Source organism: Ruania rhizosphaerae, from assembly GCF_009805705.1.
Taxonomy (GTDB): Bacteria; Actinomycetota; Actinomycetes; order Actinomycetales; family Beutenbergiaceae; genus Ruania; species Ruania rhizosphaerae.
Window position 1 is genome coordinate 57055 of record NZ_VSMB01000010.1, and the last position, 12274, is coordinate 69328.

Consider the following 12274-nt stretch of genomic DNA (forward strand, 5'->3'; position numbering starts at 1 on the left):
TCGGCCGGCGTACTCAGCCCACCCCGGGAGTGGGGAGGGTTGAGCACACTGGGCTTGCGACGTCAGGACTTGCGGTTGTAGATGAACATTGAGATCGGTCCGAACACCGCCACCAGCACCACGCAGTAGATCAGCACGGTCATCATCGAGCCCACATCATAGATACCCGACATCAGCTCGCGCACCGAGGTGACCACGACCGAGACCGGGTTGACGTCGACCACGGCCTCGAGCCAGCTCGGCATGGTCGTCGGGTTGACGAAGATGTTCGAGGCGAACGTCAAGGGCATCAAGATGAACATCGAGATCCCCATCGCTGCCTGCTCGCTGCGCACTGCGAGTGAGACCACGGTCCAGATCCAGGAGACGCTGAAGGAGAACACCAACAACATCAGGAACGCCGCCAGCACACCGAGCAGACCTCCGTCGGGGCGGAAGCCCATCACGAAGCCGACGATCAGGATGATCGCGCCGGCGAGGGTGTAGCGCACCTGGTCGCCGAGCAACGCGCCGACGAGCTGAGCAGGTCGCCAGGTCGGCAGGGAGCGGAACCGGTCGAAGACGCCCTTGGAGATGTCCTTGTTCAGCGTCAGCCCCGTGTACATCGTGATCATGATCAGCGTCTGCACGAAGATCCCCGGGATGAGCCACTGCACGTACTGATCCACGGACCCGGCGAGCGCACCGCCGAAGATGTACGTGAACATCACTGTCATCATGATCGGGAAGATCGTGACGTCGAAGAGCTGCTCCGGGACGTGCTTGATCTTCAGCAGCGCCCGCCAGCCATAGGTGAGTGACGCGCTGACCGGCCCGGACCGATGCGGTCGGTCCTGCTTGCTGACGAGGATCTTGCGGATCCGTTCCGGTTCGGCCGTTGTGGTGGGAGCCTGCGGCTGTGTGGTCGTGGTCATCAGGCACTCACCTTCTGCTCGTCTGCGGCGTTCTCGGTGGTCTCGGACTCGACAGGTTGCCCGGTGAGGGCGAGGAACACTTCGTCCAGGCTCGGGTGCCCGAGCGCGAATGTCTCGATCTCGATGTCGGAACTTTCCAACGCGTGCAGGGCATCGGCTGCGCGCGAACCGGCGTCCATCCGCAGCAGGAGCGCCGACGGATCGGACTCGCGGGTGACCTCGGCGTCGATGCTGCCGGAGAGAATCTCGGCTGCCTGCTCGCGCTGAGCTGGATCGGCCACGCGCACCTTCAGCGCACCTGAGCCGACTTGTGCCTTGAGCTGGCCGGGCGTGCCCTCCGCGATCACCCGGCCGTGGTCGATCACAGCCAACCGGTCGGCGAGCTGGTCGGCCTCCTCCAGATACTGCGTGGTCAACAACACCGTGGTTCCGGTGGCCACCAGCGTGCGGATGATGTCCCATACCTGGTTGCGGCTGCGCGGATCGATCCCGGTCGTGGGTTCGTCGAGGAACATCAGCTCGGGCGTGACGAGCAGGGAGCCGGCGATGTCGAGTCGGCGGCGCATCCCGCCCGAGTACTTCTTCACCTGCCGTGTGGCGGCATCGGCGAGGCCGAACGCTTCCAGCAGATCGAACCCGCGGCGGCGAGCCGCACGGGCCGAGAATCCGAGCAGCCTGCCGAGCAGCACCAGGTTCTCGATTCCGGTCAAGTCCTCGTCCAACGAGGCAAACTGCCCGGTGAGAGCGATCTTCTCCCGGATTGTGGACCCTTCGGTGAAGACGTCGTGCCCGAGCACACTCGCTCGTCCGGCGTCCGGCCGCAGGAGGGTGGCAAGCATGCGGATGGCAGTCGTCTTCCCGGCACCATTGGGGCCGAGGACTCCGTAGACCCCACCGCGCGGGATCGACAGGTCGACCCCGTCGACGGCGATGTTGTCGCCGAACTTCTTCACCAGACCCTCGGTCTGGATGGCCAGGTCGTGTGAACTCACGCAGGGATCCCTTCCAGTACGTGACCGGTGGGCGCGCCATCGAGACGGTTACAGAACTCGGGCGCGCACCATCGCGGTCTTCTGACCCTATGGTCTGACGGAATAGGCGCTCCGTCCAGAGTTTTCTGACGTCGATTCAGCATGAGCCGGACTCTACGGGCGAGCACCGACATCGAACTCGCAGCCGGCCGCACCCCCAGCGATCGCCGGTCAAGGTCCGTTCGAATCCACGCACGGCCATCGAATCCAATTGCAGCTTCCATGGGCTGGATTCGCGCGCAAGAGATGCTTTCGAATGCGCTCGAGGTGCCTCAGCGCTAGCGCGCATCGGTGCCCCCGGCAGGGCCGTCGCTGCGCTCCTCCTCGTCCTGCGGGCGCACAACTCCTTCGTCGCTGGTGCCCCCGGCAGGACTCGAACCTGCAACCTACGGATTAGAAGGCCGTTGCTCTATCCATTGAGCTACGAGGGCGTCCGCCTAGGATATCGAGGTACGGGGTCCCTCGATATCCACCGACCCCGCGGCGCGCCCGCCCGGCGCGCGAGTTGGCCCACGACCGAGGAGACGGCAGGCTAGGCACGTGAGCTCGACCCCCGCAACTTCGCCGCCCGAGCCGGGCACCGATTCCGACGACGCCTACGAGGACCTCGCCGGCCGCGTGCCGATGGTGGAGGTGATTGAACACCTGCTCACCAACGTTGACGCCGCGTCGCTGCCACTCGAGGTTCCCGGGATCGGCGAGTATCGCGCTCGCAGAGACCGGCTGGCCACCCAGATCCGCCACCACCTGTTGCCACGGCTGAAGCAGGTGGCCGCCCCGGTCATCGTCGTCGTCGGTGGTTCCACGGGCGCGGGCAAGTCCACCATCGTCAACTCCGTCGTCGGCGAGGAGATCACCGAGGCCGGGGTGCTCCGGCCCACCACCCGTCAGCCAGTCCTGGTGGTGCACCCGAAGGACGCCGAGCTGATGGACGAGCACCCAGTCACTCAGGTGGCTGATGCGTCGACCACCGAGAACATCCCCCGGGGGATGGCATTGCTCGATGCGCCCGACCTGGACTCGGTCCATGCCGGTAACCGCGGCCTGGCCGACCAGCTCGTCGAACTGGCCGATCTCTGGGTGTTCGTCACCACCGGGTCCCGGTACGGCGACGCCGTGCCATGGACGCGCCTGCGGGCGGCATCCGAGCGAGGCGTCTCGCTCGCCGTCGTCCTGAACCGGGTGGATCCCGATGCACTTACCACGGTGCGCCGGGACCTGTTCGAGCGCCTCGACGGTCAAGGCTTCGGATCCGTGCCCTTCTTCGTGGTCCCCGACGTCGGACCGCACGAGGGTGTCCTGAGCGAGGACCGGATCCGCGAGTTCACCCAATGGCTCACCGTGCTCGGTGCACGCAGCCAGTCACGCAGTGTCATTGCGCGTACTGTGCGCGGGGCGTGGCCAGCCCTGCGCCAGGACGTCCAGCAGGTGGCCCTGGCCCTGGAGGAGCAGTGGCGGGCTCGGGTCGGTCTGCGCAATCAGCTCACCAGCGCCGCGACGGGCTCCGCGGACCAGGTGCGGGAGGATCTGACCACCGGCGCGGCCGCCACCGGAGCACCGACGACGGCCTGGCTCTCCGGCGCGAGTACCGGCGGCCCGCTGGCACCGTTGGTTGCCCCGGCTGCCAACCTGTTCGAGTCGTGGCGCTTCCGCCGCGCCGCGCCCGCCCGCGCCGAGGCGATCCGTTCGTTGCGAGAGGTCGCCGTGCAGGCCGCCCGTACCCTCATCGAGGAGGCTGCCGAACGGGCGGAACGAGCCATTCGGACGACGGCGGAGCAGTCTGATGCCGGGCGTCACCTCGCCGCTTCGGTCAGCACCGAGGAGTGCCAGCAGGCACGCGCCGAACGGCTCACCGTGCTTTTCGCTGAGTGGGATGACGTCGTGGCGGAGCTGTGCGAGACGTTGCCGTTCTCCGGTGAGGACGCTGGCCTGGATGGTGGCGGTAAGGCGGCGCTGGTCGAGGCTGCTGCTGTCGGTCTGGACGGGGCCGCGCGCGCAGTGACGCGTTTGCTGGGGGAGCGAGGTGACGCCGTCGTGGGACGCTTGAGCAGCGACCTGGGCTCCTGGGCGCACATGGCCGTCACAGCTGAGTCCGAACCGTTCGTCGCTACGCTCGACGCGCTGGGTATGGATGAGGACTCTGCCCGTAGCCTGCGCCTGCGAGCCTCCGAGCTGAAGGGGTACATGTGAGTGAAGTCGTCGAGACCGCCCGCCCGGCCGATGGTGTTGGCACGGTGCTCGGTCACCGGGTGGAGGAGATCTCGGCGGCGCTCGACGCCGCCGGTGACCTGATCCCCTCCGAGGCCCATGACCAGGCACAGGCGGATCTGCGGCGCGTCATGCGCCGGCTCGAGCTCGGCGTGGACTACACGGTCGTTGCTCTGGTCGGCGGAACCGGGTCCGGCAAATCGAGCCTGTTCAACGCGGTCTCCCATCTCGAGTTCGCAGATGTCGGTGTGATCCGCCCGACGACGGCGCGCGCTGCGGCCTGCGTGTGGGGCAGTAAGGCGACGACACTGCTGGACTTCCTCCAGGTCGCACCGGACCGGCGCATCCAGCGTGAGTCTGCCCTCGACGGTGACTCCGAGGACGACCTGGCGGGCTTGGTCCTGCTGGATCTGCCCGACCATGACTCGGTCGAGTCCGGGCACGCCGATCAGGTCCAGCGTCTGTTGCCGCTCATCGATCTGCTCGTGTGGGTAGTAGACCCGCAGAAGTACGCCGACAACGTCCTGCACGAGGAGTACCTGCGAGCACTGGCCGACCGGCACGAGGCGATGGTGGTGGTGATCAATCAGATCGATCGCTTGCCGGATGCGGCCCGTGACCGCGTGCGGTCCGACGTGCAGCGCCTCCTGATCGAGGACGGTCTTGCCGACGTGCGCATCGAGATGGTCTCCGCCCGGGAAGGCACCGGGGTCGACCAGCTCCGTGCGTTGCTCGCGCGGGTGATCGGTGGAGAGTCGGTTGCCGCGCGGACCGCGAGGGACGAAACCGCGGCGATCTGCCGGCGGCTCGCCGTGCACCTCGGGCCGCAGGATCCGCAACCACCGTCAGCGCAGGAGACCGCTGAGCGCCTCGCACTGGCCTCCGGAGTGCCCTCGGTCGCCGAGTCGGTCCGGACTGCCGTCAGCTCGGCGCGCGCCGTTGCCCTGGCGCCTGTGCAGGAGCCGGCGAGTAGCAGGATCCAGGCGATCCGGGACCGATGGCTTGCGCAGGTCACCGAACGGCTCCCCGAACCGTGGACGGAGGCCGTGCTGGAGGGTGTGGCGTCATCCGAGGAGTTCGGGGCGCACGTCTGGCAGGCGCTGTCGGGCTCCGCGCTCCCTTCTGGTCGTGACCGGGCCGCTGCGACGTTACGGCTGCTCGGGCTCGTCATCGGCGGGTTCGCTGTGGCGCTGGTGATCGCTGCCGGAGCCGTGATGTCCACCTCGGGTGTGGTAGCGGCATCGATGGCGGGGGCGGCACTCGCCCAAGTGTTCGTGTGCATCGCATTTCTGATCGCAGCCCGTCGCCGGCGCCGGCACACGGGGCACGAGCGGGCCGAGGACTACCTCCAGCGCACGACCGAGGCACTCCGGGCCGTGGTCGAGGAGGATCTGGTCAACCCGACGGCAGCACCGCTGCAGCGTCATGCGACCGTGCGCCGAGGCATCTCCTCGACTGATCACTGACGGGTCTGCCGCGCGCAGGCATATGGGCCGCGCCTCCCGATGTTCCTTCGTCCACAGCCCCATGCCGGCGCACCTCGGCTGTCGCGCTCGTGCCTCCACTCTGGGTTCAGCGCCGGAAGGCCCGGCGCTGAACTGGAGGAGACGAGATGGTCAACGAGGTAGATGTGACGATCCGTGGCTACATCGGGCACGACCCGACCCTCATGCAAGGCGAAGGAAAAGTGCCGTATCTGCGCCTGAATGTGGGGAGCACCCCACGCATCCGGGACCGGGAGGGTCACTGGTCGGACGGGGCGACGCAATGGTTCGCGGTCAAGTTCTTCGGTGAGTTCGCCGTCAATGTTGCCAGGAGTATCCGTCGCGGAGACGCCGTGGTTGCCCGTGGTCGGCTCGAGCACGAGGAGTACGTGAGCAGGGACGGTGAGGATCGGTGGAGCGCCACGATCATCGCGAACGCCTTCGGGCCAGATCTGCGTCACGCCGAGGCGAACGTACGCCGGAGCAGCTGGGCAGCCGAGGTGGCCCAGCAAGCGGCGGAACGGGCCCAGCACAATGTTCCGGATGTCTCCGGTATGGAGGAAGTGCCGGAGAACTGGGACACACGAACCGATCAGGCTGAGTCCGGCACCGGCGATGCAGAAGGTGCTGACGACCCGCAACACGACGGGGCAGATCCCGGTGTGCTGGCGTCCACCGACGAACCCGCAAGTGAGGAGTCGCTGGTCGAGCGGGTCTCCGCCTGAGCAGATGACTCGGCCACAGGTACACCCCAGTGCGTCGAGGGCCGTAGGCTGGGAGATGCGATCCACCCGAACTGATCTGGGAGAACTGTGGCCGAGTACATCTACTCGATGGTGAAAGCGCGCAAGGCGCACGGTGACAAGGTCATCCTCGACGACGTGTCGATGTCGTTCCTGCCGGGTGCGAAGATCGGCATGGTCGGCCCGAACGGAGCCGGAAAGTCCACGATCTTGAAGATCATGGCCGGTCTGGACACCCCCTCCAACGGAGAGGCACGCCTTTCGCCCGGCTACTCGGTGGGCATCCTGTTGCAGGAGCCGCCCCTGAACGAGGAAAAGACCGTCCTCGGCAACGTCGAGGAGGGGATGGGCGCGATCAAGGCAAAGCTCGACCGCTTCAACGAGATCGGCAACCTGATGGCCGAGCCGGACGCCGACTTCGATGCCCTGATGGCAGAGATGGGAAGTCTGCAGGCGGAGATCGACGCGGCGGACGCGTGGGACCTGGACTCACAGCTCGAGCAGGCGATGGACGCACTGCAGCTACCTCCGGGCGAGGAGGCGGTCACTCACCTCTCCGGTGGTGAGCGGCGCCGTGTCGCGCTCGCCAAATTGCTGCTGGAGCAGCCCGACCTGTTGCTGTTGGACGAGCCGACGAACCACCTCGACGCCGAGTCCGTGCAATGGCTCGAGCAGCATCTGGCCAAGTACCCCGGCGCCGTCATCGCCGTCACCCACGACCGGTACTTCCTTGACCACGTGGCAGGCTGGATCGCCGAGGTGGACCGTGGTCGCCTCTACCCCTATGAAGGCAACTACTCCACCTACCTGGAGAAGAAGGCTGCCCGACTGGACATCCAGGGCAAGAAGGACGCCAAGCTCGCCAAGCGACTCAAGGACGAACTGGACTGGGTGCGTTCCTCCGCCAAGGGCCGGCAGGCGAAGTCGAAGGCACGTCTGGCCCGCTATGAGGAGATGGCAGCGGAGGCTGAGCGCACTCGTAAGCTCGACTTCGAGGAGATCCAGATCCCGCCCGGTCCTCGACTGGGTTCAGTGGTCATCGAGGCCAGCGAACTGCGGAAGGGCTTCGGAGACCGGCCCCTCATCGACGGCCTCTCCTTCACACTGCCCAGGAACGGCATCGTCGGCGTCATCGGCCCCAACGGTGTCGGAAAGACGACGCTGTTCAAGACGATCGTCGGTCTGGAGCCACTCGACTCCGGCGACTTGAAGGTTGGCGAGACCGTCGACATCTCCTACGTCGACCAGGGCCGCGGTGGGATCGACCCGAAGAAGACACTCTGGGAAGTGGTCTCCGATGGCCTCGACTTCATCCAGGTCGGGAACGTGGAGATCCCCTCGCGTGCGTATGTCTCCCAGTTCGGGTTCAAGGGCCCCGATCAGCAGAAGCCGGCCGGTGTGCTCTCCGGTGGTGAACGCAACCGGCTCAACCTTGCCCTGACCCTCAAGCAGGGCGGGAACCTGCTGCTGCTGGACGAGCCGACCAATGACCTGGACGTGGAGACGCTCGGCAGTCTCGAGAACGCGCTCCTGAACTTCCCGGGCTCGGCGGTGGTGATCTCCCACGACCGGTGGTTCCTCGACCGCGTCGCCACCCACATCCTCGCCTACGAAGGAACGGAGGAGAACCCCGCGAACTGGTACTGGTTCGAGGGCAACTTCGCCGACTACGAGGCCAACAAGGTTGAACGCCTCGGGCCGGAGGCCGCCCGTCCGCACCGTGTCACCTATCGCAAGCTCACGCGGGACTGATCAGGATGGCGCGGGTGCGCGTGCCGGTGCCGGTCCGCTGGTCCGACCTGGACGCCTACGGGCATGTCAACAATGCAGCGATGCTGACTCTCCTGGAGGAAGCGCGCATCGCGACGTTCTGGACGAATGGCCAGGTCGCCAGTGGTACGAACGTCCTGGCCGGCGGCCCAGAGGCGAGTAGCTACACACTGGTGGCGCGTCAGGAGATCGAGTACCTCGCACCACTCGGGCACTCCCATGAACCCGTGGTGGTCGAGTTGTGGATCGGGCGTATCGGCGAAGCGAGCCTCGAGGTCTGCTACGAGCTGCTCTCACCCCGCGGGGAGGTTGCAGCCAAGGCGGCGACCTCCATCGTCATGGTGGATGCTGCCACCGGCCGGCCCCGGCGACTCAGCGACGAGGAGCGTGCGGCGCTCGCCCCGCTCGTCGAGGATCCGGTCGAGTTCAGGCGCCGCTGACTCAACACGGCGCCGACCGTGCCCGACGACGGTGCGTGATCGTGCCCGCCCCGGTACGGGTCCGTGCCGACATAAGAACGGGGGCGGCCCGCCAGGGCCGCCCCCGTTCTTGGTGGGTTCGGGTGCGATCACCTCAGCGGGGTGAAGTCCCGGCTGGCGATGTGCTCCGGTCGCGGTGCCGGTGCTGCATAGGGCTCCACCAGCGCATTCTCAACGGAGTTGAACACCATGAACACGTTCGACCGGGGGAACGGGGTGATGTTGTTCCCGGAGCCGTGCATGATGTTGGAGTCGAACCACAGTGCGGACCCGGCCGGCCCGGTGAACTGGTCGATCCCGTATCGGTGGGCCATCTGCGTCACCGCCTCCTGGCTGGGAACGCCCACGGTCTGCTCCTTCAGCGAAGACGTGTGGTTGTCCGCCGGGGTCTCACCCACGCCCGGGGCGTAGGTTCGATGCGAGCCTGGCATCACCATCAGTCCACCGTTGAACGGGTAGTTCGGCGTCAGCGCGATCGAGCAGCTGACGGCCCGCGGCAGCGGCATCCCGTCCTCGGCGTGCCAGGTCTCGAAATCGGAGTGCCAGTAGAACCCGCTGCCCTTGAACCCCGGCATGTAGTTGACGCGGGTCTGGTGCAGGTACACCTCGGAGCCGAGCAACTGCCGGGCCCGGTCGAGCACGCGTGGGTCGCGGCTCAGGGCGTCGATGGCCTGGCTGAGCTTGCTCACCTCGAACACTGAACGGACGTCGCCCGTCGACTTCTCGGTGATGAGACGCGGGTCGCCTGTCAGCGAGTCGTCGGAGGAGAGCCGGCGCAACTCGGCGGAGTAGAGTTCGATCTCGTCCCCGGTGATGAAGTCCTGGAGGATCGTGAAGCCACGCTTCTCGTGTTCCTCCAGGGCGTCGGCGTCGAACGGACCGTCCGAGGCCGAGCCCCAGACAGTCTGGTGCTCGCGTTCGAACGCCGGACCGGGCACCTCTCCGGTGCGGGTCGGGTAGAGATCCTGCTGGATCGTCGTGGTGGTCATGGCCAATTCCCTTCTCCCGGAACGTTCCGGGTGTCGTGAACTTTCCCTGTCCGACCTAGCGGCTAGGCCGGACCCACCAACGTCGAAGGCTGCGACTCCTCGCCCGTTCCGTTGGGAACGGGCGAGGGGTCGCAGCCCCCGCGTGAGGTTTCAGGCTTCCTCAGTGACCAGCGGGTAGACCCCGTTCTCGTCGTGCACCTCCCGACCGGTCACCGGGGGGTTGAACACACACACCGTACGCATATCGGTGCGCGGAAGTACACGGTGCTTGTCGTGGTTGTTGAGCAGATACAGCGATCCGGGCTTGAGCTCGTGCACCTCGTTGGTCGCGAGATCGACGATCTGTCCCTCGCCTTCGACCACGAAGACGGCTTCATAGTGGTTGGCGTACCAGAACTCGTTCTCGGTACCCGCGTACAGCGTGGTCTCGTGTACCGAGAACCCGACGCCCTCCTTGGCGAGCACGATGCGCTTGCTGCGCCAGTTCGGTGTCTTGATGTCGGCGTCGGTGTCGTTGATCTCGTCGATGGTGCGCACGAGCATGGGGCTTCTGCCTTTCGAATCGGGGGCCGCGGTCGGGCCGGGTGATGGGGTGGCTCTCAGGCCGAGAGCACAGTAGCGACAGAGTCGGCGATGATGTCCAGTCCCCGGTTCAGCTCGTCGTCGGTGAGGGTCAGTGGCGGCAGCAGCTTGACCACCTCGTCCTCTGGACCGGAGGTCTCCACGAGCAGCCCGCGCGTGAAGCACTCCTTGGCGACCTCACCGGCCTTGGCGGACTCGCCGAACTGCAGTCCTCGTGCCAGGCCCCGGCCCTTGGAGATGAGGTTGGCGTCGGGGTACTTGGCGACGAGAGCGTTGAACGCTCCCTCGATCACCATGCCCTTGGCAATGGTGGACTTGTGGAGGCTGTCGTCGCTCCAGTACTGCCGAATGGTCTCCGCGCCGGTAGCGAAGGCCGGGGCGAAACCGCGGAAGGTGCCGTTGTGCTCACCCGGCTCGAAGACGTCGAGCTCGGGCCGCACGAGCGTCAGCGCGAGCGGGAGTCCGTAGCCGCTGATGGACTTCGACAGGGTGATGATGTCGGGCACGATACCCGCCTCTTCGAAGCTGAAGAACGGACCGGTCCGGCCGCAGCCCATCTGGATGTCGTCGACGATCAGCAGCATGTCCTGCTTCTTGCACAGCTCCGCAAGACCCTGCAGCCACTCCACGCGGGCGCTGTTGATGCCGCCCTCACCCTGCAACGTCTCCACGATCACAGCCGCTGGCTCATTCAAGCCCGAACCGGCGTCCTGGAGCAGCCGCTCCAGGTAGAGGAAGTCGGGCACGTCGTGCTCGTCGTCGAAGTAGTCGTCGTAGGGCATCGGGGTGGCGTGCACCAGCGGGATACCGGCGCCGCCGCGCTTCATCGAGTTCCCGGTCACGGACAGCGCACCGAGGGTCATGCCGTGGAAGGCGTTCGTGAAGTTGACGATCGCTTCCCGGCCGGTGATCTTGCGAGCCAGCTTCAGCCCGGCCTCGACAGCGTTGGCGCCCCCTGGCCCCGGGAACATCACTCGGTGGTCCAACCCTCGGGGCTTGAGGATGTTGTCGGAGAAGGTCTGCAGGAACTCACTGCGGGCGGTGGTGAACATGTCGAGGGAGTGCACCACCCGGTCCGAGCTCAGGTAGTCCAGCAGCACCTTCTTCATGTGCGGGTTGTTGTGTCCGTAATTGAGGCTGCCCGCACCAGCGAAGAAGTCGAGGTAGGCGGTGCCGTCCTCGGCGTACATGGTGGCACCCTGTGCTCGGTCGAACACCACCGGCCAGGAGCGCGAGTAGCTCCGGACGTCAGATTCGAGCGCCGTCGTATCGGTCGTCATCAGACTCATGCCATTCTCTCGTGGTCGCGGCTGGTATCAGCCATCATCGGTGAACGTGAATTCTCGTACGGCGGTCCGTCGTACCCGGCGAAGCCCGGGTCGGTGGACTCAGTGGGGATCCATACCTGTGATCTCGAGGCGTGGTTCGCTCGGGTGATCGTCGGGGAAGTCCTCGGCGCGCACCCCCTCGGTCCAACTCAGGGTTCCCCCGTGCGCACGGGCCACCGCGGCGAACAGCGCACGGGAGGCCTCGTTGGACTCTTCGACAGTCGCCTCCAGCACCGTGCCCTCGGGGTGTGCGCGCAGGAGATCCTCCAGCATGCGCCGGGCGAGGCCCCGGCCACGAGCCCGGGAACTGACCGCCACCTGCCATACGAACAGATGATCTGGCCGTTCCGGGGGCTGATACCCCAGCACGTAACCGACCGGCTCCCCGCCCAGCAACGCGATCCGGCAGGCCGCGGCGAAATCCGCGGCGAAGATCAGATAGGCGTAGGAGGAGTTCAGGTCCAAGCCGCACTCGCGGGCCAGGTTCCACATGGCTGCGCCGTCAGCGACGACGGTGCGGCGGATCTCCAGGTCGTCGTTCGATGTCGAAGGGCTCGGGTCTGCTGATGTGGTCGCCATACGGACCTCTACGGTAGCCACTGTGCTTCTGGATGGGAACCAGCGTAGCGCTCCATCGAGGCTGTCTGCGCCGCTTCGTCTTCCCCATCAGCGGTGTGGTGATGCGGAAAGGTCGAGGGTCGGCTACCACCCTCCGGTGGCTGCCCAGTTCAGTCCGTATAGTGAGA

11 protein-coding genes and 1 tRNA gene are annotated in these 12274 nt (G+C 66.4%); 5 read left to right on the top strand and 7 right to left on the bottom strand.

The window, feature by feature from the left end; all coding sequences use genetic code 11:
* Window positions 1–62: 62 nt before the first annotated feature.
* The 3 genes from FV560_RS14100 to FV560_RS14110 form a co-directional block, all read right to left on the bottom strand.
* The gene (locus FV560_RS14100) at window positions 63–914 is read right to left on the bottom strand and encodes an ABC transporter permease (protein WP_159622188.1); all 852 of its coding nucleotides are present in this window, start codon (window positions 912–914) and stop codon (window positions 63–65) included.
* Window positions 914–1906: an ATP-binding cassette domain-containing protein gene (locus FV560_RS14105; protein ID WP_235020137.1), complete on the bottom strand. Its 993-nt coding sequence runs from the start codon at window positions 1904–1906 to the stop codon at window positions 914–916. The genes FV560_RS14100 and FV560_RS14105 overlap by 1 nt, the downstream gene beginning before the upstream one ends.
* 394 nt (window positions 1907–2300) lie before the next feature.
* Window positions 2301–2376, bottom strand: a tRNA-Arg gene (locus FV560_RS14110).
* Window positions 2377–2485: 109 nt separating this feature from the next.
* Between FV560_RS14110 and FV560_RS14115 the strand changes: the two genes are divergently transcribed.
* From FV560_RS14115 to FV560_RS14135, 5 genes are all read left to right on the top strand, one after another.
* Window positions 2486–4135: a GTPase domain-containing protein gene (locus tag FV560_RS14115; protein ID WP_159622189.1), complete on the top strand. Its 1650-nt coding sequence runs from the start codon at window positions 2486–2488 to the stop codon at window positions 4133–4135.
* The gene (locus FV560_RS14120) at window positions 4132–5619 is read left to right on the top strand and encodes a GTPase (RefSeq protein ID WP_159622190.1); all 1488 of its coding nucleotides are present in this window, start codon (window positions 4132–4134) and stop codon (window positions 5617–5619) included. Before FV560_RS14115 ends, FV560_RS14120 begins: the two co-directional genes overlap by 4 nt.
* A gap of 146 nt (window positions 5620–5765) precedes the next feature.
* Complete coding sequence (locus FV560_RS14125) at window positions 5766–6362, top strand: single-stranded DNA-binding protein (RefSeq protein ID WP_159622191.1); 597 nt, start codon at window positions 5766–5768, stop codon at window positions 6360–6362.
* A gap of 87 nt (window positions 6363–6449) precedes the next feature.
* The gene (gene ettA, locus FV560_RS14130; RefSeq protein WP_159622192.1) at window positions 6450–8132 is read left to right on the top strand and encodes an energy-dependent translational throttle protein EttA; all 1683 of its coding nucleotides are present in this window, start codon (window positions 6450–6452) and stop codon (window positions 8130–8132) included.
* Window positions 8133–8137: 5 nt separating this feature from the next.
* Window positions 8138–8590 (top strand): acyl-CoA thioesterase, encoded by a 453-nt coding sequence (locus FV560_RS14135; protein WP_159622193.1) that lies wholly within the window; start codon window positions 8138–8140, stop codon window positions 8588–8590.
* A 128-nt stretch (window positions 8591–8718) separates the two neighbouring features.
* Here FV560_RS14135 and thpD read toward each other — a convergent pair whose 3' ends face one another.
* From thpD to ectA, 4 genes are all read right to left on the bottom strand, one after another.
* Window positions 8719–9618, bottom strand: coding sequence for an ectoine hydroxylase (gene thpD / locus FV560_RS14140; protein ID WP_159622194.1), 900 nt, complete (start codon window positions 9616–9618; stop codon window positions 8719–8721).
* A gap of 150 nt (window positions 9619–9768) precedes the next feature.
* Window positions 9769–10161 carry an ectoine synthase gene (locus FV560_RS14145; protein WP_159622195.1) on the bottom strand — a complete coding sequence of 131 codons (393 nt, stop codon included), beginning with the start codon at window positions 10159–10161 and terminating at the stop codon, window positions 9769–9771.
* Window positions 10162–10217: 56 nt separating this feature from the next.
* Window positions 10218–11480 carry a diaminobutyrate--2-oxoglutarate transaminase gene (gene ectB / locus FV560_RS14150; RefSeq protein ID WP_476748641.1) on the bottom strand — a complete coding sequence of 421 codons (1263 nt, stop codon included), beginning with the start codon at window positions 11478–11480 and terminating at the stop codon, window positions 10218–10220.
* Window positions 11481–11588: 108 nt separating this feature from the next.
* The gene (ectA, locus tag FV560_RS14155; protein ID WP_159622197.1) at window positions 11589–12107 is read right to left on the bottom strand and encodes a diaminobutyrate acetyltransferase; all 519 of its coding nucleotides are present in this window, start codon (window positions 12105–12107) and stop codon (window positions 11589–11591) included.
* Between the last annotated feature and the right edge of the window lie 167 nt (window positions 12108–12274).